We start from the raw sequence: 24,615 nt of genomic DNA, 5'->3' as shown, positions 1-24,615 counted from the left end.
GCGCTTATTCGGCTTGCAGTGCGGCGATGATCTTGTCTGCGTGGGCCTTCAGCTTGTCGCTGTCGGCCTGCACCCGGGCGTGCGGTTGCAGCGGGGTATCGCTGTAGCGCGGCAGCACGTGAAAGTGCACGTGCGGCACCGTCTGGCCGGCAGCGCTGCCATTGAGCTGGAAGACCGCGATGCCCGGCGGCGTGAACGCAGCACGCACGGCGCGCGCCAGCTTGCGCGTGGTGCGGATGGCGGCCGATGCAGCGTCATCGGACAGGTCGAACAGCTCTGCCGCGCCTTCCTTGGGCAACACCAGCACGTGGCCGTCGGCCTGCGGCATGATGTCCATGAAGGCAAGCGTGTGGTCGTCTTCGTACACCTTGATGCAGGGCAGCTCGCCGCGCAGGATCTTGGCGAAGATATTCTGGTTGTCGTAAGTCGCGTCAGGCATGGGTGTCTCCAATAAGCGGGAAATGCACGGGAAAGCGCTGCGCGAAAGTATATAGGCGACCGGCGACGACGCACGTGGCGCCGGTTTGGCGTAGATCAAGCCGGGCTGTCGTCAACCGACAGCGGCGCAGCCACATGTTCGAGCGGTTTGCGCTCGGCTGCCGTCCCCCAGCAAGCCTGCACCGCGGCCGCAAGCAGCATCAGCACCGCGCCGAACGCATAGCCGCCGAACACGGCACCGCGCGAGTGCGTATCGATCAGCCAGCCGAACAGCGCAGGCCCGGCCACGCCTCCAAGCCCCGTGCCTACGGCATAGAATAGCGCGATGGCCAGCGCGCGCACCTCGAGCGGAAAGGTTTCGCTCACCGTCAGGTATGCCGAGCTGGCGGCGGCCGATGCAAAGAAGAACACCACGGTCCACGCGATGGTCTGTGTGGTGCCATCGAGCACACCCGCCTTGAACAGCGCGCCACTTACCAGCAACAGCACGCCGCTGATTGCATAGGTCGTGGCAATCATCGTGCGCCGGCCCACCACGTCAAACAGCCGCCCAAGCAGCAGCGGCCCGAGAAAATTGCCCAGTGCGAACGGCAGCAGGTACGTGCCGACCTTCGTTGCGGGCACGTCATAGAAATCCGTCAGCACCAGGGCGTAGGTGAAAAAGATCGCGTTGTAGAAAAACGCCTGCGCTGCCATCAGCGCGAGGCCCACCAGCGCGCGTTGCCGGTGCTGCACGAACAGCACGCGCGCGACTTCCATCAAGCGTGGATGACCGCGGCTGCGCATGCGCAATGCAGGCAGCGGCGCGGTATCGAAGCGATGGCCGCGCGCCACGATTTCGTTCTCGATATCGCCCACGATGGCCTGCGCTTCTTCGTGTCGGCCGCGCGTGATGAGCCAGCGCGGGCTCTCCGGAATCCAGAAACGCATCACCAGAATGATGAGCCCCAGCAGGGCGCCGATGAAGAAGCACAGCCGCCAGCCGGTATCGAGGCTCATGTGCGCTGGGTCCAGCAGCCACAACGATGCTCCCGCGCCCAACGCGGCACCAACCCAGAACGTGCCGTTGATGGCGAGATCCGTCCAGCCGCGCACGCGCGCCGGTGTCAGCTCCTGGATGGTTGAGTTGATTGCCGCGTATTCACCGCCGATCCCTGCGCCTGTGAGCACGCGAAACACGACCAGGCTGGCGAAGCTCCACGAAAACGCTGTCGCCAGCGTGGCCAGGATGTAGACGCCCAACGTAATGAAGAACAGCTTGCGGCGGCCCAGTCGATCCGTCATCCAGCCGAACAGCAGTGCGCCGAACACCGCACCGACCAGGTATGCGCTGCTGGCAATGCCAACCTGCGCGTTGGTGAGATGCAGTGATGGGCTTTGCTTGAGCGCGCCGGCCACAGCGCCGGCCAGCGTTACCTCCAGGCCGTCGAGCAGCCACGTAATGCCCAGCGCAATGACCACGCGCGTGTGAAAGCGGCTCCAGGGCAGGCGATCGAGCCGGCCGGGCAGGTCGGATGTGTGGAAGGCTGGCGATTCGGGCATCGCGGCGCACTCAAAGTGGAATGCGCCCGATGCAGCACGATTTATTCCCGCACAGGTGCGGCCGAGTCTTCTTGCGGTGCGCCGGCGAGCAGCGTGTCTTCAAAGAAGCGGCGGCGCGCGTCCTTGTCGGGCTTGCTGCCCTGGTGCCAGAGCGTGGCCTCCGACAGCTGGTAGGCGTACAGCATGAAGGCGCGCGTCTTGGCATCCTTGCGCGTAAAGCCGATCGCCTGGAAATGCTGGACGTAGTAATCCATACGATGCTCGTCGACGGCTTCGACAGCCTCTTGCGCCATCGGGTCGCGCCGCGCCCAGGCCCGGATGGCGAATTCGATCATGGCCGTGCGGCGCGCGCTGCGTCCGCGAAACGGCAGTGCGAGCAAATCGCGCACGAGCCCCTGGACCGACGGATTTTGCCGCTCCAGCTTGGGGCCCACGCGCGTGCGCTCGCTCCAGTCCTGCAATACCTGGTGCAGCAGATCGTCTCGGTTCTTGAAGTGCCAGTAGAAGCTGCCGCGCGTCACGTCCAGCTGCTTGGCGAGCACGTCCACGCGCACGGCATCAATGCTTTTGGTGACGAGCAGATCGGTGGCGGCGCGAACCCAGTCGTCGGGCGTGAGCTGTGCACGCGGTGTGGCAGGGGAGGCGGAATCGGCATCGACCTCGACGGCTTCGTCGTGTTCGTCGATCTGCAGGGATGGCTTTGGCATGAAGGCGGATTCTAGCCCCGCTGGCGGGCCTGTCCAGCGCTTAAATCGTGCTGAGGCCCCCAGGTTTGCGCGGGTTGACACGGCAACAAACGCACTCCTACCATGCACATACGTTTGTGTATGGAAGGATCGAGCTGCTGCAAGCCTCGGTTTGCGGTTTTGTGCAAAACCATGCTCGACGATGCCTTCTGCACGGCGTCAAACGATAAGACATCAGGAGACATTTGCATGAAGGCATTCCGACTCGCGCTGTGCGCGGCGGCAGCAGTTGGCACATTCGCAGGCGCATTTTGCCCGAGCACCGTCCACGCCGAGACCGTCAAGATCGCGTGGATCGATCCGCTGTCCGGGCTGATGGGCGCGCTGGGCCAGAACCAGCTGCGCAGCTGGCAATATGCGGCCGACCTGGCCAACCAGCAGAACTGGAGCGGCAACGGCACCAAGTTCGAAGTCGTCGGTTTTGACAACAAGGTATCGCCGCAAGAAAGCCTGACGATCCTCAAGCAGATCACCGACCAGGGCATCCGTTACGTTGCGCAGGGCGACGGCTCCAGCGTGGGCATGGCACTGCAGGACGCCATCGCCAAGTACAACGACCGCAACCCCGGCAAAGAGATCATCTATCTCAACTACGCGGCGGTCGATCCGGACATGACCAACAGCAAGTGCAACTACTGGCACTTCCGCCTGGACGCCAACTCCGACATGAAGATGGAGGCCCTGACGAGCTATCTCGCCAAGGACCAGAACATCAAGAAGGTCTATCTGCTGAACCAGAACTACTCGTTCGGCCATCAGGTGGCGCGCGCGGCCAAGGAATACCTCAAGCGCAAGCGTCCGGACATCCAGGTGGTGGGTGAAGATCTGCACCCGCTTGCGCAAGTGAAGGACTTCTCGCCGTATGTCGCGAAGATTCGTGCATCGGGCGCCGATACGGTCATCACGGGCAACTGGGGGAGCGATCTGGCACTGCTGATCCGCGCGTCGAAAGATGCGGGCCTGACCACCAATTTCTATACGTACTACGCCGGCACCACCGGTGTGCCTACGGCGATGGGGGCCTCAGGCGCGGATCGCGTGAAGGTCATCAGCTACTTCGCGCCGAACGACGGCAACGCGAAAACGAGCGCCGTGCTTGACGGCTTCAAGAAGAAGTACAACGACGACTTCTTCAACGCTGACGTTTACACCGGCATCGCCTTCCTGGCCAAAGCCATCAAGACCAGCGGTTCAGCCGAGCCTGCCAAGGTGGCCAAGGTGATGGAAGGCATGACGGTCGACGGCCTCAACGGCCCGATCGAGATGCGCAAGACCGATCACCAGGCACAGCAGACGCTGTACGTGACCACCTGGGTGAAGGCCGACGGCAAGAAGATCAAGTACGACCAGGAAAACACCGGCTACGGCTGGCGTACCGACGTCACGCTGGAACCGCACCTTGCGGCCCAGCCGACGTCTTGCCAGATGAAGCGTCCGGCGTCGTAATCGCGTGATTGACGTGTCCCTGGTTTACACCGGGGACACCACGCCTGTGCCCGCCAGGTGCCCGCGGGCGTTCTCGAGAAAGCGATCCACCGTAGCCTGCACCGATTCCGGCGACCAGCCGGCGATGTGCGGCGTCAGCACGACCTGCTCCAGGTCCAGCAGCCCGGCCGGCGGCTTGGGCTCGCTCTCATACACATCCAGCCCAGCGCCACCCAGCTTGCCCGAGCGGATGGCCGCTTCCAGCGCCGCCGTATCGACCACGCTGCCGCGCGCAATGTTGACCACGTAGCCGTTCGGGCCCAGCGCTTCCAGGATCGTCTGGTTGACGAGGTGTTTGGTCTGCGCGCCGCCCGGCGTGGCAACGATCAGGAAGTCGGCCCACTCAGCCATGTCCTCGAGTGCATCGAAGTAGCGGTATGACACGCCGTCGCGCGGCTTGCGGTTGTGATAACCGATCTGCATGTCGAAGCCGGCAGCGCGGCGCGCGATCTGCAGCCCGATGGTGCCCAGACCAACGATGCCCAGGCGCTTGCCGCATACGCCGGGCTGCAGCGGAATGTCGTCGCGCCAGACGCCGTTGCGTGTGGAACGATCCAGCTTAGGAATGCCACGCACGGTCGCCAGCAGCAAGCCAAAGGCGTGGTCGGCCACGCAGGCGTCGTTGGTGCCGGCGCCGTTGGCCACCGCTACGCCACGTGCGCGGGCGGCCTCCAAATCGATGTTCTCGTAGCCAGCGCCCAATGCGCAGGCCAGTTCCAGCTTGGGCATCGCGGCAATTTCCGCTCCCGTCAGGCCCGTCGAGCCATTGGTCAGCACGATGCGGACATCTTGCCCGTCGCGCGCGATGGCGGCATCGCGTTCGGCGCGGGTCGGTGCATGGATGACGTGAAAATGTTCAGCGATCTGCGCCACGTTCTCGGGCGTCATCGCAATGAGGAGCAGCAGGTTCGGTTGCATGGTCAGGAGAGGAGGCGGGCCGCATGAATGGGGCAAGGCCCGGTCGGCAAGGAGGTGCGCAGCACGGCGCTTGGCGATGATAACGCGTGCCCCACAGCCGTGCTGGAAGCCATGGCCGCCATGCGGTTACACCCCGTTACCGATGAGCGGATTTGGTTGCACGGGTTTGCAGGCGTGCGGCATAGACTTTGCGGCAAGAGGCGCATGGCTGCAGGCCGCAGAGCAGACTGCTGGTCCGGCCCAGACGCCTCGTTCACAAGACGGGATTCATCATGCGAGCAACGAACAAGTCGGACCGTACAGGGCGCGTAGCGCGTTGGGTGACAGTGGCCACATTGGCTGCCGTGGCAGCGGCGCTGACAGGCTGCGTGACAGCGCCGGCGTACCCCGGTTACGGCGCGGGCTATGGCGCGGGTTATGCCGCGGGCAGCAATGCCTACGGCAACAGCATCGGCCCGACCACCTACAGCAGCGGTTACGACACCACGTACAACAACGGCTACGGCAGCTACGACCCGAACGCGCCGCAGCCCTATCCGCAGCAGCCGGCGCCGACCTATTCGCAGCCCCAGCCGACTTACTCGCAACCGAACTATTCGCCGTATCCGAACAACGGCGATCAGTCTTATCAAGCGCCCGCTGATAACCGCTACGGCGTTGTTGAATACGTCGAGTCGGTGCCCGTGCGCGGCCAGTCTAGCGGCGTAGGTGCGGTACTCGGCGGCGTGGTGGGCGGCTTGCTTGGCCACCAGGTTGGCGGCGGGCGCGGCAACACCGTGGCCACCATCGGCGGTGCGGTGGCGGGCGCCATGGCGGGCAACGCCGTGGAAGGCAACACGGTGGTCGGCCAGACTTATCGCGTGACCATGCGCCTGAACGACAACTCGCGCGTCACGCTTACACAGAACAACCCGAACGGACTGCGCGTGGGTGATCGCGCCCGCATCGAAAACAACATGGCAGTGCCTTACTAGCCACATCTGACATGGGAGCGCCCGCGCCGGCTTCAGAAACGGCGCGGGCCGACCGATATAGCGGAGGCGATAACCCCGCGGTGATTCCCATGCTCAATCGACTTTCCATCCGTTTCCGTCTCAATGCAGCGCTGACGCTGCTCGCCTTGCTGCTGGCGATTACCGGCACCATTGGCGTGATCGGGATGCGCGCATCCGACGCGAATATCAACGAGATCTACACCAATCAGCTTGCTTCGGCATCGCTGATGGGCAAGGCACAGCTGAACGCAGCGATCGTGCGTACGACGCTGGATCGGGCGGTCTTCCATCCGGATGCGGCCGACGTGCCGGCCATCATCGAAAAGGCCAACGCTTACCGCGCCAAGTCTGAGGGTGCGTGGAAGCAATACAAGGCGCTGCCCATGAACGCGGAGGAAGCGCGCCTGGCCGCCGACGTTGAGGCCAAGCGCGCAGCGTTGTTCCGCGATGGTGTTGAACCGCTGATGAACGCCCTGCGGGCGCACGATACCGCTGCCGCAGATAAGGTGGTGATGACCATCATTCCGCCGCAGTTCGTGGCACTGTCTGCTGCCGTGGACGCACTGGATCGCAGCCAGGCTGAGCAGGCCAAGACTGCCTACGAAGGTGCGGTCGCCCGCTCGCACGGGTTCCTGATGTTGATCATTGGCGCCATCGTGGTGGGCATTGCGGCGGCACTGGGCTGCGCATTCGGCCTGCACCGCGCGATTTCGGTGCCGCTGTCGAAGATGCTGAGACATTTCAGCGCGATCTCGCAGGGCAACCTGACCGAGCACATCACCGTCAGCAGCAAGGACGAAATGGGCGCGCTCACCCAAGGTCTCATCGACATGCAGAACGGGCTGATCCGTACCATCGTGACGATGCGCGGCGGTAGCGAATCCATTGCCAGCGCCACCAAGCAGATTGCGGCCGGCAACATGGATCTGTCGCAACGCACGGAAGAACAGGCGTCGTCGCTGGAAGAAACAGCATCGAGCATGGAAGAGCTGACCAGCATCGTGCGCCAGAACGCCGACAACGCACGCCAGGCCAGCCAGCTTGCGGGCAACGCTTCGGATATCGCCGTCAAGGGCGGTGAGGTGGTGGGCCGCGTGATCGAGACGATGTCGGGCATCAACGACAGCAGCAAGAAGATCGCAGACATCATCGGCGTGATCGAAGGCATTGCCTTCCAGACCAACATCCTCGCCCTGAATGCCGCAGTGGAAGCTGCGCGCGCTGGCGAGCAGGGCCGTGGGTTTGCGGTGGTGGCCGGTGAAGTGCGCAGCCTGGCGCAGCGCTCGGCCACGGCGGCCAAGGAGATCAAGGAGTTGATCAGCGATTCAGTGGGCCGCGTTGAGAACGGCTCAACGCTGGTCACCGAGGCCGGCGCGGTGATTGACGAAGTGGTTGTGGCAGTCAAGCGCGTGACCGACATCATGGGCGAGATCAGCTCGGCATCGGACGAGCAAAGCGCCGGCATCGAGCAAGTCAACCAGGCCGTCACGCAGATGGACGAGGTGACCCAGCAGAACGCCGCGCTGGTGGAAGAGGCAGCCGCTGCTGCGCAATCGCTGGAAGAGCAGGCCGGCGTGCTGCGCGAGGCGGTGGCGTCGTTCCGCTTGCCGGTGGCGGGTGTGCGCGCCGAACCTGTGCTGGCGCCCGTGGCTGCAAAGGCGGCGTCTGCCGCTTCGGCTGCATCGGCCGTATTGACCGCTTCCAGCCCGGTCGCTAAACCGGCCGCACGCAAACCTGTCGCGGCGACGTCGCGCGCGGCACGCAAGCGCCCGGCTGCGCCGGTCAAGCCAGCCGCTGTTCCTGTTCAGAGCGCGAAGGCAGCGCCTGCCGCGGCAGCCACCCCCAAGCCCGGCAAGCTTGCCTTGGCTGCTGTCTCCAACGATGCAGACGACTGGGAACAGTTCTGACGCACAGGCCGATACGTTCAATCCAACAAGCCGCGCCCAGAGCGCGGCTTTGTGTTTCAGTGCTGTAACCGATTTGCAGAATTGCTTGGGTCGCTGTTGTCAGCCCGGGCGTCCATTCGCCCGGCAACGTCGCGCACACATAGCGAGACTGCGTGGCGGGCAGCCCGCGGCTTGCGAATCTTCCGGCAGATCCTTTGCGCATAAGGCTTTGCAACCCGCTGCCCGTTGCGAGCGGCCACGCATACCGCAATCTGCGCACCGTGCCGTTCAGGCGGGCCCCCGCTCGCTTAACCCAAACACCCTGCACTCGGGCGCTCCGCGCCTCCGTCATTTGTAGGGAGGCCTGCCCGCTGCCTGGACGAATACCCCATCGCATCAGATGACATTGCATGCCGTGGCGCCGATCTAGCGACGCTCGTCACGCCCGTCTTGCGTTCACTCATGCAACAACCCTGCGTGTCCGACACGTGTCTGAAGGCGTACGTGGTGCACTGCACCGCATAACCGCGCGCCTCGGCGGGTGTTGGTATGGTCCTCGCGTTCCCCCTCGCGAGAAGCAGGCTAGAGAGCGACACATCCACCGATTGGCAGCAGGCGATCGGGCCGGATGTCACGGCGCAAAGCGGTTGCGTCGGACGTCGAAGAAGACCTTTGGGGAGAAGCATGAGTGCCACAGCGCAAGGCGGGGGGTACGCCGGACACTGGCAACGCGCCCATAGGGTGGGAGCGGGGGGGCAGCCATGAGCGATCTGCCATGGGACCTTTACCTCGCGTTGCTCAACACCTTGACGGTGGCGACCACGCTCGTCATCTTCATCAGTACCGCCGACGACTTTTTCCTGGATGCCTTCTATTGGGTGCGGGAGCTGTGGCTCTGGCCGCAGCGTGGCCGCACTCCCGTCACGATCTCGGCGCAGTCGCTGCGTGAGCGCGAAGAGCAATGGCTCGCCATCATGGTGCCGGCGTGGAAGGAGTACGACGTCATCGCCAAGATGGTCGAGAACACCCTGGCGACGATGGAGTACACGCGCTTCATCATCTTTGCCGGCGCCTACCGCAACGATGCGGAGACCACCACCGAGGTCGAGCGCATGGTGCGCCGCTATCCGGGCCGCGTGGTGCGCGCTGCCGTCACGCACGATGGCCCGACATGCAAGGCCGACTGCCTGAACACCATCATCCAGACCATCATCCGGCACGAGGCGGGGCACGGCATCCGCTTTGCCGGCGTGATCATGCACGACTGTGAAGACGTGATCCACCCGCTGGAGCTGAAGTACTTCAATTACTTCATCATCGATCAGGATCTGGTGCAGTTGCCGGTGCTATCGCTTGAACGCAAGTGGTACGAGTGGGTGGCCGGTACGTACATGGATGATTTTTCCGAGACGCACCAGAAAGACCTGGTGGCGCGTCAGGCGCTGACCGGCACGGTGCCCGGGGCGGGCGTGGCGCTGTGCTATAGCCGCCGTGCGATCGAAGCCGTGATGAAGGTGCGCGGCGATTCTCCGTTCAACACCAGCACGCTCACGGAAGACTACGACTTCAGTTTCCGCCTGCGCGAACTGGGCATGCGCGAAGCGTTCGTGCATTTCCCGATCTGCGAGAACGCAGCGCCGGCCGAAGACGCCGCGGGCAAGACGCGCACACGCTGGCACCTGGGGCGGCGCAAGGGCATGCGTCCGCAACTCCTGGCCACGCGCGAATACTTTCCGAGCACGTTCCGCACGGCGTATCGCCAGCGCGCACGCTGGGTGCTCGGCATTGCGTTCCAGGGCTGGTTGCAGATGGGCTGGAACGGCAATCTCATCACGCGCTACATGTTCTTCCGCGACCGCAAGGGCGTGCTGACGGCGCTGTTCTCGATCCTGGCGTATGTGCTCTCGCTCAACTATCTGGCGCTTGGGGCGCTGATGGCAAAAGGCGTGGTCACGATTCCGGATGGCACGTTCGTGGTCGGCAGCTTCTGGATGCAGGACCTGCTGGCTGTCAATGCCGCGCTGCTGTTCAACCGGCTGGCGCAGCGCGTGTACTTTGTCGGTCGGCTCAATGGCCCGCTGCAAGGCGTGCTGTGTCTGCCCAGGCTCGTCGTGAACAACTTCATCAACTTCTTCTCGGTATGCCGGGCGTGGAAGATCTTCCTGATCTACTGCCTGACCGGCAAGCCCATCGCCTGGGACAAGACGCAGCACACCTATCTGTCGAACGACGCGCTCGGCCGCACGCGCTGCAAGCTGGGCGAAACGCTGGTCAAGTGGGAAGTGCTCACGCAGGAGCAGTTGGACGCGGCGCTTGCCATCCAGAGCCAAACTGGGCGGCGTCTCGGGCAGGTGCTGGTCGAGCAGGGCCTGGTGACGCCCGACACGCTGGCCGATGCGCTGGCCGAGCAGGTCGACCTGCCGCGCGTGAGTCTGACCAACGTCGTGCTGGGCGCGCTGGCCGATTGCCTGCCGCGCGACCTGGCTGTGCGGCATCACGTGGTGCCGTTCTCGATTGGCGAAGACGGTTCGCTCAACATCGCCGTGTCGGAGTTGCCCGACGGCGAAGCGTTGGAAGAGCTGGCGCGTGCTGCGGGCCGCAAGGTCGCATGCTTCATGGCGTGCGACCACGAGATGTCGGCCGAGCTGGCGCAGATGGCCGATCCCAACCGCCGTGCGACGGTCGTGTTTGGCCCGGCGGCACATTCGGCCATGCTGGCCGTCGAATCCATGACGGGCGCCGGCCCAGGTGTTGCAGCCGGCACGGCACCCGCACCCGAGGTTTCCACCATCCCCCCGATTCCTGTGCCGCCGGACCTGCCTCATGGGCCGGACCCGCGGCCCAATCCATCTGTTGCGGGAGGTGTGGCATGACACACGAGAGAGCCAACCGTTTAACCGTGCGCCATCTGCGCTGGCCGATTGCAGCGGCAGTGTGGGCGCTGTGTCATGGCGTATCACTGGCAGAGCAGCCAGCGCCGTTGCAGCCCGACGCCTACTTTCGCGCCGATCGCGCCTATCACGCCATCGATGCAAACAAGCTCGACGATGCCGAGGCCGCCACGCGCGCGGCATTGGCTGTGCAGCCTGACAGCCTGCAACTGAACCTGTTGCTACTCGATGTGCTTACGCGCAAGGGCCAGTTGGATGCGGCACGCGCGCAGGCCGACGCGCTGCTGCGGAAGTATCCCGATGAGCCACGCGTGTACGCGCAGCACGGGTTCCTGGCGCAGAAAGCAAATGACCCCGCTGTGGCCGAGCAGGATTTTGCGCACGCCGTGCAAGGCACCGACTGGACCGCGCAGGAGCAACGCAACCTGCATCTGGCGTGGTCGGACAGCGCGTACTCCGCCAAGCATCCGCAGGCTGCCATCGATGCGCTCAGCGGCATGAAGGACGACCCCGATGCCGACGTGCAGGTGCGCCTGGCGCAGTCACGCTTGCAATTGGGCGATCGGGATGGCGCAACCCAGGCTGCCACACTGGCCGTCGATCACGCTACGGATCCGGCGCGCCAGCGCTACGCGAAGGCGCTGCTTGCCCAGGCGATGGCGCCCGAAGCGCAGGGCGACGCCACGTCCGCCAATGATCCGCGCGTGATCGGCCAGCGAGAGTTGAACGAGGCTTACAGCCACCTGCGTGCGCGCGACGACCGCGCTGCATTGGCAGCGTTCCAGCGTGGCTTCGCCACGGGCGAGGGCACCTGGACCCACTACGCCGATGCCGCCTACGCAGCAAAGCGCCTGGGCGACAACCCGACCGCCATCAAGCTCTTCCGGGAAAGCCTCGACCATGCCGACGCCGATGCCAAGAGCGACACCGGTGGCAATGGCGACGACCGCCTCCAGCCAGACCGCCGTTTCGGCTACCGGCGTGAAGTCGAACAGATGCAGCGCACCGTCGGCATGGTGGTGTCGGGCGCGTATCAAACGTCGGCGTTCGGGTTGCCCAATACAGTGAGCGCAGGGCAGGTGGGCGCGGAGGTGTACTGGCAGCCGCCGGGCATCGGCTATCGAGACGGCAGCATCTTCCAGCTCTTCGCGCGTGGCTACGACAGCGTGTACGACCGCAACGGCAACACCGGCCTGCCCACCGTGCAGGGCTCGGTGGGCGCACGCTACAAGCCGATCAAGGACATCAACCTGGTGTTCACCGCCGAGCGTCTCTTTCGCATCGGGCAACTGACCACCAACGATACGTTGTTACGCATCGGCTTTTCGACCGATCAGGGGCTCGACCTGCAGGTCACCAAGCCGCGCTGGCAGACGTGGCAGGTGTATGGCGAGGGCGCGTACTTCCTCAACCAGGGCCGCATGATCGTCAGCACGGAAATGCGCTACGGACACACGTGGTTGCTCAACTCGATCAGCGATCGCCTGACGGTCTATCCGCATATCGTTCTGGCGGGCGATCACGACAACAAGGCGATCGGCCAGCGGCTCGCGCTTGGTGTTGGCCCAGGCATCAACTTCCGCTACTGGTTTCGGGAGTCGCACTACGCAGCGCCGGCCAGTTGGCTGGATTTGACCGTGCAATACCGCTTGCCATTGACGCATGCGGATCGAGCAAAGGGGGTGGTCGCGCGAGCCATTCTTTGGTTCTAAGCAACCCTGGATTCAAGCAGACCCCAGTCAGAGGTGTCGCAGATGAAACGTTTTTGACCGCCGAGGGAAACGGGTAACAAAGAGAAATGGCAGCGGCGTCCGAAGGATGGCGTCGCAGCGCCATGGCGAGTCAAAGCGGGACGCTTGGCACGGCCTTCGCTCATTGGCGAAGTCTGTGCCGGCGTCAGAAGCGACACGTTCGTCGTCGCGCTTCGCATGCGCCGATGCAGATGACTTGGGGGGAATCATGACAGGGAAAATTTTGACCGTGTTCGGCACGCGCCCGGAGGCCATCAAGATGGCGCCGCTGGTGCAGGCATTGCAGGCCGAGGCAGGCTTTGAGTCGGCGGTGTGTGTGAGTGCGCAGCACCGGCAGATGCTGGATCAGGTGCTGGAACTCTTCGGCATCGTGCCGGAGTTTGACCTCAACCTGATGCGGCCTGGGCAGACGTTATCCGACATCACGTCGAACGTGCTGGGCGGCATCGACGGCGTGCTCGATGCCTACAAGCCCGATGCCGTGCTCGTCCACGGCGACACGACGACCACGCTGGCGGCAAGCCTTGCGGCGTTCTACCGGCGCATTCCGGTCGGGCATGTGGAAGCGGGTCTGCGCACCGGCAACATCTGGTCGCCATGGCCGGAAGAGTTGAACCGGCGTGTTACCGATTCTGTGACGACCTGGCATTTCGCGCCCACGGCCGAATCGCGCCAGAACCTGCTGGACGAGGGCATCGACCCAGAGCAGGTCACGCTTACCGGCAACACCGTCATCGATGCGCTGCTGGCCGTCAAGCAACGGCTGGACGACGACGCCACGCTTTCAGCGCAGATGGCGGCGCGCTATCCGTTCCTGGAAGCGGGCCGGCGAATGATCCTGGTGACGGGCCATCGCCGCGAGAACTTCGGCGAGCCGTTCGAGAACTTCTGCGTGGCGCTGCGCCTGCTGGCGGCGCGTCATCCGGATGTGCAGGTCGTGTATCCGGTGCACCTGAACCCGAACGTGCAGCAGCCGGTCAACGCCATCCTCTCCGGCCACGACAACGTTCATCTGATTGCGCCGCAGGACTACCTGCCGTTCGTCTACCTGATGGACCGCGCCTACCTGATCGTCACCGATTCCGGCGGCATTCAGGAAGAGGCGCCCGCGCTGGGCAAGCCGGTGCTGGTGACGCGTGATACCACCGAGCGGCCAGAGGCCGTGGCATCGGGCACCGCGCGGCTGGTCGGCACCGATACGCAACGCATCGTCGATGAAGCAGAAGCGCTGCTCAATAACGCCGCCGAATACGAGCGCATGGCGCAGGCTCACAACCCCTATGGCGACGGCCACGCCTGTCGGCGCATTGTCGATGCGCTGAAGAAAGCCTTCACCACGCAGCCACAAATGGTGGCGCGCGGCCCCCAACTCATTCGCAAACCGGCTACCGAAGCCGAAATCATCGATCTGGAAGCGGCGCGTGCCACCGCGCAAGGGTCGTCAACGCAGCACCGCCTGAACGGCTAGGAGGCTTGATGAAAGCGAAGCAAATCGGAGGCGGCGTGTTGGTTGCCTCCGCACTTGTTGCCGGGTGGCTGATCGTGGCGCCGCCGTGGTCGGGCGATGGACGCGTACCTGCCATCGTGACCGGCGCGACGGACCAGGGTAGCCCCGGCGCCGACACCGACAAAAAAGCCCCAACGCCCGCGTCTTCCAGGGCGACGGCCACGGCTGCGGAACCCCTGCAGCCCACCGTTGTGGCAGCAGTCACACCCAGGCCCGTGACAGGAGGCGCGCGCGCCTACGGTTACGGCGTCATGGACGAGAACGGACAGGTCATTCCACCGCCGCGCCCGGCGGTCATGACCGAAGTCCGCCCCGGCACGCCGGAAAACGAGACGACAGGTACAGACCGTGGCCACGATCGTGGCCCCAACTTCAACCTCGGGCTCTACCGCCAAGCGGACGGCTCGTTCTATCGCCCATGATTGCCATGAGTCGGAGAGTCATCATGAAGACATTGCTACGTAAGTTCCTGTGCGCGCTCGTCTTTGCGGGCGGCCTGCTCGGCGTTTCGCTGACAGCGCCGGCACAGGCCGCCACCTGCACGATCGGGCTCGGGCCCATCTGCGTGACAGTAGGCGGAACAACAACGAGCACGCCGGCCCCGATGCTGGTGCTGTACGACGCCCCCCCAAACGACCAGTACACCAACCTCGGCAAGTCGTACGCGATCATGCTGTACAACCTGCTCGCGCACTTCAACACCACCATCACGCTGCTGCCCGTGCAGAACTACACGGCCGGCATGACCGAGCAGTACACCGCCATCTTTTACATGGGGAGTTACTACAACAACCCCATACCGGCGGCGTTCCTGTCGGATGTGAGCACCACGCAAAAGACCGTGGTTTGGTTCAAATACAACCTGTGGGAACTTGCCTGGAACACGGCGTATCCGTTCACCTCGCGCTACGGCATCAATTTTGTCGGTCTGCGCGGCATGAACGCCGCGCCCTCGGCGAGCGCGCCAAACCCCGGGTTCTTCGATACGGTGTCGTACAAGAGCCAGAGCATGACCAAGTACTACGCCTTCAATGCCACGAGCGGTGTCATCAGCGCCGATCCGGACATCGGCGTGACCTCCGTGGCCGATGCCACCAAGGCCAGCAGCGTAGTGACGATCACCAATTCGGTGACGCAGGAAACGGCGCCATACATCATGCGGTCGGGCAATTTCTGGTACGTGGCCGACATGCCGTTCTCTTACATCGGGCCACGCGATCGCTACCTGGCGATGTGCGACATGCTGCATGACATCCTGGGTACCAATGCGCCCACGTTGCACCGCGCGCTGGTTCGGTTGGAAGACGTCAACGCCACCAATACCGTGACGTCCATCAACACGCTGACGGACTACCTGTACAGCAAGAAGATTCCGTTCTCGATCGCCACCATCCCGCTGTACAAAGACCCGAACGGCGTCTACAACGGCGGCGTGTCGCAGACGATCCACCTGGTCAATGCGACGGGGCTCAAGTCGGCGCTCAACCATGCGTTGCCACGGGGCGGGAAGATCCTGATGCACGGCTACACGCACCAGTACAGCAATATCCCGAACCTCATCAACGCCGTCAGCGCGAACGACTTCGAGTTCTGGCTCGCCACGCAGAACAGGCCTGTGAACGAGGACTCGACGCAATGGGCAGCCGGGCGATTGTCTTCGGGGCTGCTGGAGTTCCAGCTCAACGGCTATGCGCCGTTTGCCTGGGAGGCGCCGCACTATCAATCGTCTCCGTTGTCCATCAAGGCGGTGCCGCAGTACTTCAAAAACACGTATCAACGCGTGGTGTATTACACCTCGGACAACCCGCAGACCTTGAACTCGACCACCGCGGGACATGATTTCTCGGTCGGCCAGTTCTTCCCCTACATCATTCAGAAGGACTACTACAACCAGCGCATCATTCCGGAAAACCTGGGCAACGTGGAATACAACATCTGCAATATCGATCCATCGTCATGCCTGACGTACACCGCACAGGACATCTTGACCAATGCGATGTATGCACAGGTGGTACGTGACGGCTTTGCCTCGTTCTTCTTCCATCCGTTCTGGCTGGAGCCGGAACTTGGCACGCCCGGCTATACCGACTTCCAGACCATCATCACCGGTATCACCGGCATGGGGTACACCTGGGCGGACGCCAGCACGGTGAAGTGACGATGTGCCGGATGCGCTCGTTACTGGCAGCAGCCATGTTGGCATTGAGCGCATCCGCCGAAGCCGCAGGGCCGGTAGGCGCCATGCCTGTCGGCCCTGCGCCGTTGTATGGCGTGACGGTCGATGCGGTGGACAACGTACCAGCCGTGGTGGATGCGCTGTCGCATCTCTCGCGCACGCCCACGGTGCGCGTCGTCTTTGATGAAGGCATGGACGCGCCGCATTACGTTGGGGCGGTGGCCGCCATCCGGGACGTCGCGTATGTGATGGGCGAACTGGTGGATTCTTCCTCGCTCCGGCAATACACCGCACAGCAACTGCGTGCGCGTGCCGCTGCTTACCTGCACACCCTTGGCAGCAACGTCGATGTCTGGGAAATCGGTAACGAGATCAACGGCGAGTGGACCGGCCCCACGCGTGACGTGATCGACAAGACCATGGCCGCCTATGAAGCCATCAAAGCCGGCGGCGGCCGTACAGCGCTCACGCTGTACTACAACGAGGGCTGCGCCGAGCAGCCATCACGCGGGATGTTCGAGTGGGTGCAACGTAATGTGCCGCTGCGCCTGCGAGATGGGCTCGACTATGTGTTCATCAGCTTCTATGAAGACGACTGCAAGATCCCTCCGCCCGATTGGAGCGCCGTGTTCACCAGGCTAGGCGGACTGTTTTCGCATGCCGCGCTGGGTTTTGGAGAAGTCGGGACGCGACATGCCGCACGCAAGCCGGCGCTCGTCGCGCATTACTACGGGCTCGCGGTCACCCATCCTCGCTTTGTCGGCGGCTACTTCTGGTGGTACTTCCGGCAAGACATGGTGCCGCGCTCAAGGCCGCTATGGCGCAGCCTTGATGCGGCGTTCCTGAGCATGCCCGTGGCGGTCAGCCGCTAGCGCGCGCGCTCACGCGCTGGGTGTTTGCGTTTGATTTGCGGTCTGCCAGGTCTTCGGGCTCAACCGGCTCGCCGTCACGACGCACCAGCTGGATCGTGCGTGTGGGCAGCGCGAACGAGGTGCCGAGATTTTCCAGACCTTCCAGGATCGTCAGGTTGATGCGCTGCTGGATGTCCATGTACAGGTTGAAGTCCGGATCGGTTACGAAATACACGACCTCGAAGTTCAGCGCGTTCTCGCCAAACTCCTTGAAGTGCGCGCGATCGAACCGCGTGTTGCCGGCGGCTTCTACCGCACGGCGCACGATGTCCGGAATCTTCTGCAGTTGTGCGGCACGCGCATCGTAGGTCACCCCAAAGGCGAAGACGATGCGTCGTTCCGACATCCGTTTGTAATTGTGAATCGTGCTCTTGAGCAGCGCCGTGTTGGAAGCGACGATCTCTTCGCCAGACAGGCTGCGGATGCGTGTGGTCTTGAGGCCCACGTGCTGCACCGTGCCGGCAATCGACTCAAAGACGATGAAGTCTCCGATCTCGAAGGGCTTATCCAGCCCGATGGCGAGTGAGGCAAACAGGTCACTCAAGATGCTTTGCACTGCCAGCGCCACCGCCACGCCGCCCACACCCAGACTGGCGACGAAGGCCGTGATGTTCACGCCCACGTTGGCCAGAATGGCCAGCAGCAGCATCGACCACAGCGCGAACCGCAGCACCCACGCGGTCATCGACGTGATCACCGGGTTGCGTGTGGCGTGCGTCTGTGTCGACAGCCGGTCGCGCGCCCACAGCTTCACGCCGCGATTGAGCCACAAGGCAATCTGGAAACCGATGATCACAAACCAGATGTGGTCGAGCTTGTTGGCAATGCGCGTGGGCAGATCGATGAAGTACGAGCCGGCAAGTAAGGCTGCCAGCGCAATGAACAGCGGATGCGTATCGCGTAGCACCGCCGTGACGAGAATGTCGAAGCGGTAGCCGGTACGGCGCGCGCGCGCGTCAAACCGGTTGCAGATCAGGTGCAATACGCTGGACAGCAATACGTATGCAGCGATCACAGTCAATGCGGCGGCGGCCCAATCGCGGGCCGGCACGCGCAGGAAGGTGTGGGCGTTGAGCCACTCCATGGGCATCTCCGTGCAGAAAACACGGATGCTGCGCCGCACATAACGTGCCTGCCTTACTGCCGCAGTGTTGCTTGCGGCTCCGCGTCGGTCGGCACGCACACGCGGTTGCGGCCCTGTCGCTTGGCTTCCATCAGGCCGAGATCGGCATCTGCCAGCAGGTGGGCCAAGTCCTGTCCGGGGCGTAGCGGAGCGGCGCCTACGCTCACAGTCAGCGGCCCCGCGGGCGTTTGCGTGCCGGCCACCGCAGTCTTGAGCCGCTCCACCACGGCCAGCGCGCCGGTCAGGCCGCAACCCGGCAGCAGCACGGCGAATTCGTCACCGCCCAGACGACCGAACAGGTCGGCTGGGCGCAGCACGCCCGCCAGCGCATTGGACAGCGCGACGAGTGCCTCGTCACCGGCGGCATGTCCCCACGTATCGTTGATGGATTTGAAGTGATCGACGTCGAGGTACAGCGCGCACAGCGGCTCGGCATGATGCTGCGCACGTTCGACGGCAAAGGTGCCCAGCTCGAAGAAGCGCTGCCGCGCGAGCATGCCGGTCAGGTGGTCAGTGTTGGCGCGATCGGCCAGGCTGCGTTCGGCCGCAAAGTGCCGGGCCATGGCGCGCAGCAGGTAATGGTGAATGACGGCGGCTGCGGCAATGCAGATCGGCAGATAAAGCACCAGCCCCAGCCAGCCGTGGTGGATTGCCGTGGCGGGTTCTGGAGCGATCAGCAGCGCGACAATGGGCCCGGCCGTGCACAACGCCATGGCGATGCAGAAGTCGCGCCGGTTGAGCCATGCGGGGCTGGTCGCAAGCGGCATCAGATAGAACGCCGGCAGTACCCATTGGAGCCCCGCCTGATGACCGAACGCGATGATGGCCACCTCCTCTGCCAACAGGTGCGTGAGCGCCAGCAGCCCCCACATGCCGGTGTGCCGATACCGCTGTGCCACCACCACGATCGCCATCAGCAGCAGGAGCAGCGCGAGCAGCGGCTCGGGCCAATGCAGCAGCCCGACCGACCAGCCCAGCACGATCGCGAAGGCGTAGCCGAGCACACCGCATTTGCTCAGCGCGATGATCATCGGCACGAAATGGCGCGCCTGATAGTCACGCGAGGGTGTGCGTGCGTCGGGCAGGTCGGAAGCGGTAGGCAGGTTCGCGCTCAAGGCAGGGCAAGAGAGACCCTCTGGCGCGACGGGATGATGCGGGCGCGGGCGGGGCCGGATTGCGCAACAAAGCGCGCATTCTAATGGCGACAGGCAACCCCGTGCGCGGATTTTTAGTGGGGGAATCCCGCAACGGGCGTCTCAGCCAGCCAGCAGCTGCCACACCAGCCACACATTGGCGATGCTGATGACGATGAATAATCCCCACGCGAGCCATGACGTTAAACGGCTGTTAACAAATACCCCCATCAGCGTGCGATCGCTCGTCATGCGGATCAGGGGAAACATCGCAAACGGCAATTGCAGGCCGAGCACCACCTGGCTGATGACCAGCAGCTTGCCGATGGCGTGGTCGCCCAGCATCGCCACGCCGATGAACGCAGGGATCAGCGCCAGCGCGCGCGTGATCAACCGCCGCTGCCAGCACGGGATGCGCAAGTCGAGGAATCCTTCCATCAGGATCTGCCCGGCGATGGTGCCGGTAAAGGTGGAGCTTTGCCCGGCCGCCAGCAACGCGATGCCAAACAGCAGCCCCGCCAGCGCCGTCCCGACGATGGGCTCCAGCAGGTGGTAGGCATCCTGGATGTCCGCCACGTTCTGGTGACCATGCGCGTTGAATGCCGCTGCGGCCAGGATCAGGATCGCGCCGTTCACGAGTAGCGCCAGGCTCAGCGACGCGATGGTGTCCAGCCGCGACAGGCCGATTGCCTCGCGCCTGGCCGCCTCGGTGCTAGCCGTCATGCGCGTCTGCACGATGGACGAATGCAGATACAGGTTGTGCGGCATCACCGTTGCACCCAGGATGCCGATGGCCAGATACAGCGGCTCGCGCTGGCTCACGGCCTGCCACGAGGGCATCAACCCGGCTGCCACCGACGGCCAGTGCGGCTTGATGAGCACGAGTTCAACGAAGTAGCACAGCCCGATCGTGAGAATGAGCCCCAGCACGATGGCTTCAAGCTGGCGGAAGTTTTTGCCCTTCAGGCCCAGCACGATCAGCGTGTCCAGCGCGGTGAGCGCTACGCCCCACAGGATCGGCACGCCCAGCAGCAGGTGGAAGGCCAGCGCGCAGCCCAGCACCTCAGCCAAGTCGCACGCAATGATGGACAGCTCTGCCAGCAGCCATTGCACACGCAATGCGCCGGGCTGATAGCGGTTGCGAGAGGCGCGCGCGAGATCCATGCCGGTGACGATGCCCAGCCGCGCCGACAGGCACTGCAGCGCCATGGCCGCCAGGCTCGAAAGCACGACCACGAACAGCAACGCATAGCCGTAACGCGAACCGGCTTCAATGTCGGTCGCCCAGTTGCCCGGGTCCATATAGCCGACCGATACCAGCAGCCCCGGCCCCGCAAAACGCAACAGCTTCTTCCACAGCGGCAAGCCGGGCGGCACGGCAACGGTGCCGCGCACCTCGGATGGGCAGAACGGGGCGGTGGCGGTGGTGGGGAGGCGGAACATGCGCGTGTTGCTAAGGAAAATGCAATCAGAATTTCAGAATGATAGCTAAACGCCACGCCGCACGTCTGAAACCGCGCCCGGTATGTGTTGGCGGGGCGACTTTCTCGTCACGTGTCTCCACACATTTAAGGCAAAGCTCAGTCCGTTGCGGTAGATTTCGAGCTTCGCCGGCGCCTGTTTTCCACGCGCCGGTTGTCCGTTTACCGTCATTACCGCCGCCGAGATTCCCGCGCATGAACGCCATCCTCCTTATCGAAGACGATTTGCCGTTGGGCACGGCGCTGGCCCGCGCGCTGCGTCAGGCCGGCTACAACGCGACCTGGGTGCGCCGCCTGGTCGACGCGCAGAAATGGATCACCACCAACACCTTCGAAGCCATCGTGCTCGATCTTGGACTGCCCGATGGTGAGGGCCATACCTTCCTCGAAGAACTGCGGGCCGCGCACAGCGACGTGCCCGTCATCATCGCCAGCGCGCGCGATGCGCTGTCTGAGCGCCTCAAGGGGCTGGATTCCGGCGCGGATGACTTTCTCGTCAAGCCGTTTCCCGTGGATGAACTCATCGCCCGCCTGCGCGCCGTGCTGCGCCGGCATGCGGGGCAGAGCACCAACCAGTGGAACGTCGGCAATTTGGTGGTCGAGCCCTCGCAGAAGCGTGTGACGCAAGAGGGGCAGATCATCGAACTGACCCCGCGTGAATACCAACTGCTACTTGAACTTGTGCGCCGCGCCCACCGCTGGGTGCCGCGCGAAACGCTCATGGATGCGCTCTACCGCGAGGGCGACAGCGTGAGCGCCAACGCGCTGGAAGTCGTCATCCACCACCTGCGCCGCAAGCTCGGCAACGAAACCATCCAGACCATTCGCGGTGTCGGCTACATGATCGGCGGCAACCGCGGGGCCGCCCAATGAAGCTGGCGGTTCCAGCCATCCTGCGGGTTCGCTCGCTGTCGTTCCGCCTGTATGTGCTGATCCTGCTCGCGCTGGTGCTGATGCTGCTGGTGCAGCTCGTCATCGCGCATCTGGAAATCTCGCGCACCAACAGCCGCCAGGTGGTGAGCGATCTACGCATGTCGGCGCAGGCCTATGCGGACCTCACCACGCTCAACATGGACGACGTGCCGCGCCGCGAAGAATTCCTGCGCCGGCTCACCGACATCAAGTTGGGCCTGTCGCTGCCCAACATCCTGCCGGGCGAATTCCGCTACGTGCTGTGCGATCGCGCCGGCCACGTCATCACCGCCTTCCCGGGTGCACCCACCATGCCGTGCGGCAAGGCGCACGACACCGTCGTTGAAATCATGCTGGAGGGCAAGCCGTGGCGCAGCTACACGGTCGACAGCGTCGACGGCAAAATCTCGGCCACCGTGGCGCAGCCCCTGACCGCGTACGAGCGCGCCATTCGAGACCTGTTCGAAGAGGTGGCGGTGGCGCTGGCCATCCTGGCGAGCGCGTTGATGGTGATGGTTGGTTGGGCGGCGCACCAGGGTCTCAAGCCGCTGCGCACGCTCACGCGCCAGGTCGAGGCGCGCGATTCCGCCGATCTTGACCCCGTGCAGAGCGTGGAACATGCGGAGCTGAAACCGCTGGTCGACGCCTTGAACGGGCTGTTCGCGCGTGTACGTCGTGGCATCGAGGCGGACCGCCGTTTCTTCGCCGATGCCGCGCACGAACTGCGCACGCCGCTGGCGGCCATTCAGGCGCAGGCGTATGTCGTGTCGCATTCCGATAGCGAAGATGATCGTTCTACCGCGCTGCGCGAGTTCGATCGCGGCATTTCACGCGCAACGCAGTCGCTTGCAAAGTTGCTCGCCATTGCGCGGCTGGATGCGCGTCGTGTGGAGGCGCAGCTTGCGCAGGGCGCGTTGTCCGACTTGGCGGGCTGTGCACGCAGCGGCGTGATCCAGCAGGCCTCGCGCGCCGAGCGTCGCAACATCACGCTGTCGTACGACGGCGCCAACCAGGCGTGGGTGTCGGTGTCACATGAAGATGCTGCGACGCTGGTGGAAAACGTGCTCGACAACGCCGTGCGCGAAACGCCCAACGGTGGCGAGGTGCGGCTGGCCGTCAAGCGTGTCGACCAGGCGGGCACGCCGATGGTCGAGCTGCGCATTGAAGATTCCGGCCCCGGCATTCCGCCCGACGAGCGCGATCGCGTATTCGAGCGTTTCTACCGCCCCCGCACCAGCCAGTCGCAGGGCAGTGGCCTGGGCCTGGCGATCGTGCGCCGTATCGTTGAATTGGGAAATGGCTCGGTGGCCATCGAAGACGGCCTGGCCCATGCAGAAGGCCGGGGCTGTGCAATCGTGATCCGCCTGCCTGCGCTGGATTCCGCGCCCGAGCCGATCGAGCCCGATGATGCGCCTCCCGGCATGGCAGATACGCCCAGCCATTGATTGGCGCCGCTCGCGGTTGGTGGTCCCGGCACTGGTGGTGCTGGGGCATCTGATGTTGCTGGCATGGTGGCGCGATCGTCCGGTGCCAGCCCGCCACGACGCGCCGCCGATGCTGCAAGGGCGGTTGCTTGACACCGAGCCTCCGCCGGCGTCGGCGCTGCGTCCGGAGCGCGGCGCGCGCACCCCATCGAAGTTGCCCCAAACAGATTCCATCCCGCATTCAGCTGAACCGGTGCAGCAGCCCATGTCTGCCGTGCCCGCGGCTGCCGATGCAGTTGAAGCGCGCACGCTCGATCTGGCTGCACCGCTGATACCCAGCCAGCGAGCGCGATCCCACGCTGAAGACAACATCGCCCAGAGCACAGCGCACGGCACCGGTCACGCATTCGGGCCAGACGCTTCTGCGCCACGTGCGGCACGGTCGATCGAGGAATCGCGCGGCCCTGCGGGCCGCTGGCAGGCCCGTGTGGAAGTCGGGAGCAGCGCTTATTGCCTGAGCGCGCAAGACCCGAGCTTGCGCCGCGATTCCTTCGAAAAGGCACTGGCTGTGCCTTCCCTCTGCCGCTGATCAGTAACCGACCGTGAAGCGCTGGCGCGGGTGTGCCGGCTTTTCCGTTTCGTCGAGGAAGGCGATGGCGAAGTCCTCCATCGAAATCCAGGGCTTGCCGTTCGCATCCACGAGCAGCGAATCCTTGCCGACGCGGAAGTGGCCCGTGCGCTCGCCCGGCTCGAAAATGGCCGACGGCGAAACGAAGGTCCAATTCAGCTCGGTTTCCTTGCGCAGCGCGTTAAGCAAATCGCGGCCGGCCGAGGCTTCTTCAAAGTACTCCTTGGGGAACTGCGGCGTGTCGATCAGCGCGACGCCCGGTGCCACTTCCAGGCTGCCGGCGCCACCCACCACCAGCAGGCGCGGCACGGCCGCCTTCTTCACCGCACCAACGATCTGGTCGGCGCTTGCCTGCAGAAAGCGCACCGTGCTGTAGGCCACATCGTTGCCAGCAATTGCGGCCGTGAGCCCAGCCTGATCTGCCACATCCACATCCTTGGTGGTCAGGCCAGCACGTGCGGGCAGCTTGGATGCCGTGCGCGCAATGGCCGTGACCTGATGGCCGCGGCGCAGTGCTTCGTCGATCAGGCGGGTGCCCACGCGCCCCGTGGCGCCGATGATTGCGATCTTCATAGTCAACTCCTTATGGAATGGTTCGAGTGGTTGAAACGTTATATGTAATTAATACAGTTACATATAGGGGTAAAAAAATAGGCCGACATGCCGGC

20 protein-coding genes are annotated in these 24,615 nt (G+C 64.1%); 12 read left to right on the top strand and 8 right to left on the bottom strand.

The annotated features are described in order from the left end of the window. Positions 1-4: 4 nt before the first annotated feature. The 3 genes from NG898_RS18125 to NG898_RS18115 form a co-directional block, all read right to left on the bottom strand. On the bottom strand, positions 5-439 hold the full coding sequence (locus NG898_RS18125; RefSeq protein WP_252693746.1) for an HIT family protein: 435 nt from the start codon (positions 437-439) through the stop codon (positions 5-7). Between the two features lie 95 nt (positions 440-534). Then, entirely contained in the window at positions 535-1,980 is a 1,446-nt protein-coding gene (locus NG898_RS18120) for an MFS transporter (protein ID WP_252693745.1), read from the bottom strand. A gap of 41 nt (positions 1,981-2,021) precedes the next feature. Further along, positions 2,022-2,687 carry a TetR/AcrR family transcriptional regulator gene (locus NG898_RS18115; RefSeq protein WP_252693744.1) on the bottom strand — a complete coding sequence of 222 codons (666 nt, stop codon included), beginning with the start codon at positions 2,685-2,687 and terminating at the stop codon, positions 2,022-2,024. Positions 2,688-2,915: 228 nt separating this feature from the next. Between NG898_RS18115 and NG898_RS18110 the strand changes: the two genes are divergently transcribed. Continuing rightward, positions 2,916-4,172: a branched-chain amino acid ABC transporter substrate-binding protein gene (locus NG898_RS18110; protein WP_252693743.1), complete on the top strand. Its 1,257-nt coding sequence runs from the start codon at positions 2,916-2,918 to the stop codon at positions 4,170-4,172. 24 nt (positions 4,173-4,196) lie between these two features. Here NG898_RS18110 and NG898_RS18105 read toward each other — a convergent pair whose 3' ends face one another. Beyond that, on the bottom strand, positions 4,197-5,129 hold the full coding sequence (locus NG898_RS18105) for a 2-hydroxyacid dehydrogenase (RefSeq protein WP_252693742.1): 933 nt from the start codon (positions 5,127-5,129) through the stop codon (positions 4,197-4,199). Positions 5,130-5,401: 272 nt separating this feature from the next. Here NG898_RS18105 and NG898_RS18100 point away from each other — a divergent pair, with 272 nt between their 5' ends. From NG898_RS18100 to NG898_RS18065, 8 genes are all read left to right on the top strand, one after another. Next, on the top strand, positions 5,402-6,103 hold the full coding sequence (locus NG898_RS18100) for a glycine zipper 2TM domain-containing protein (RefSeq protein WP_252693741.1): 702 nt from the start codon (positions 5,402-5,404) through the stop codon (positions 6,101-6,103). Positions 6,104-6,192: 89 nt separating this feature from the next. Beyond that, positions 6,193-8,031: a methyl-accepting chemotaxis protein gene (locus NG898_RS18095; protein WP_252693740.1), complete on the top strand. Its 1,839-nt coding sequence runs from the start codon at positions 6,193-6,195 to the stop codon at positions 8,029-8,031. Between the two features lie 740 nt (positions 8,032-8,771). Next, positions 8,772-10,883, top strand: a complete 2,112-nt coding sequence (locus NG898_RS18090) for a glycosyl transferase family protein (RefSeq protein WP_252693739.1) — start codon at positions 8,772-8,774, stop codon at positions 10,881-10,883. Continuing rightward, positions 10,880-12,613, top strand: a complete 1,734-nt coding sequence (locus NG898_RS18085) for an NfrA family protein (RefSeq protein WP_252693738.1) — start codon at positions 10,880-10,882, stop codon at positions 12,611-12,613. Before NG898_RS18090 ends, NG898_RS18085 begins: the two co-directional genes overlap by 4 nt. Positions 12,614-12,860: 247 nt before the next feature. Continuing rightward, complete coding sequence (gene wecB / locus NG898_RS18080) at positions 12,861-14,120, top strand: non-hydrolyzing UDP-N-acetylglucosamine 2-epimerase (protein WP_252693737.1); 1,260 nt, start codon at positions 12,861-12,863, stop codon at positions 14,118-14,120. A gap of 8 nt (positions 14,121-14,128) precedes the next feature. Then, complete coding sequence (locus NG898_RS18075) at positions 14,129-14,581, top strand: hypothetical protein (RefSeq protein WP_252693736.1); 453 nt, start codon at positions 14,129-14,131, stop codon at positions 14,579-14,581. A gap of 23 nt (positions 14,582-14,604) precedes the next feature. Further along, positions 14,605-16,317: a DUF2334 domain-containing protein gene (locus tag NG898_RS18070; RefSeq protein ID WP_252693735.1), complete on the top strand. Its 1,713-nt coding sequence runs from the start codon at positions 14,605-14,607 to the stop codon at positions 16,315-16,317. 2 nt (positions 16,318-16,319) lie between these two features. Beyond that, the gene (locus tag NG898_RS18065) at positions 16,320-17,207 is read left to right on the top strand and encodes a hypothetical protein (RefSeq protein WP_252693734.1); all 888 of its coding nucleotides are present in this window, start codon (positions 16,320-16,322) and stop codon (positions 17,205-17,207) included. On the opposite strand, the gene NG898_RS18060 is transcribed toward NG898_RS18065, so the two are convergent. The 3 genes from NG898_RS18060 to NG898_RS18050 form a co-directional block, all read right to left on the bottom strand. Further along, positions 17,197-18,330: a mechanosensitive ion channel family protein gene (locus tag NG898_RS18060; protein WP_252693733.1), complete on the bottom strand. Its 1,134-nt coding sequence runs from the start codon at positions 18,328-18,330 to the stop codon at positions 17,197-17,199. The genes NG898_RS18065 and NG898_RS18060 overlap by 11 nt on opposite strands. Before the next feature lie 53 nt (positions 18,331-18,383). Beyond that, positions 18,384-19,484 (bottom strand): GGDEF domain-containing protein, encoded by a 1,101-nt coding sequence (locus NG898_RS18055; protein ID WP_252693732.1) that lies wholly within the window; start codon positions 19,482-19,484, stop codon positions 18,384-18,386. 141 nt (positions 19,485-19,625) lie between these two features. After that, positions 19,626-20,945: an Nramp family divalent metal transporter gene (locus NG898_RS18050; protein WP_252693731.1), complete on the bottom strand. Its 1,320-nt coding sequence runs from the start codon at positions 20,943-20,945 to the stop codon at positions 19,626-19,628. Positions 20,946-21,178: 233 nt separating this feature from the next. Here NG898_RS18050 and NG898_RS18045 point away from each other — a divergent pair, with 233 nt between their 5' ends. From NG898_RS18045 to NG898_RS18035, 3 genes are read left to right on the top strand one after another with little or no spacing between them, the layout of a single operon-like run. After that, complete coding sequence (locus tag NG898_RS18045; RefSeq protein WP_027679979.1) at positions 21,179-21,856, top strand: response regulator; 678 nt, start codon at positions 21,179-21,181, stop codon at positions 21,854-21,856. Then, a complete protein-coding gene (locus tag NG898_RS18040) occupies positions 21,853-23,340 on the top strand; it encodes an ATP-binding protein (protein WP_252693730.1) in 1,488 nt (495 codons plus the stop codon). The genes NG898_RS18045 and NG898_RS18040 overlap by 4 nt, the downstream gene beginning before the upstream one ends. Beyond that, a complete protein-coding gene (locus NG898_RS18035) occupies positions 23,300-23,908 on the top strand; it encodes a hypothetical protein (protein ID WP_252693729.1) in 609 nt (202 codons plus the stop codon). Before NG898_RS18040 ends, NG898_RS18035 begins: the two co-directional genes overlap by 41 nt. Here the strand turns inward: NG898_RS18035 and NG898_RS18030 are convergent, their stop codons facing one another. Then, positions 23,909-24,520 (bottom strand): NAD(P)-dependent oxidoreductase, encoded by a 612-nt coding sequence (locus tag NG898_RS18030; protein WP_252693728.1) that lies wholly within the window; start codon positions 24,518-24,520, stop codon positions 23,909-23,911. It abuts the gene before it with no gap. Positions 24,521-24,615: the final 95 nt, after the last annotated feature.

Source organism: Ralstonia mojiangensis (assembly GCF_023955645.1).
Lineage (GTDB): Bacteria > Pseudomonadota > Gammaproteobacteria > Burkholderiales > Burkholderiaceae > Ralstonia > Ralstonia mojiangensis.
Note: the sequence above shows the minus strand (reverse complement) of the source record. Positions and strands in the feature narration are given on the sequence as shown.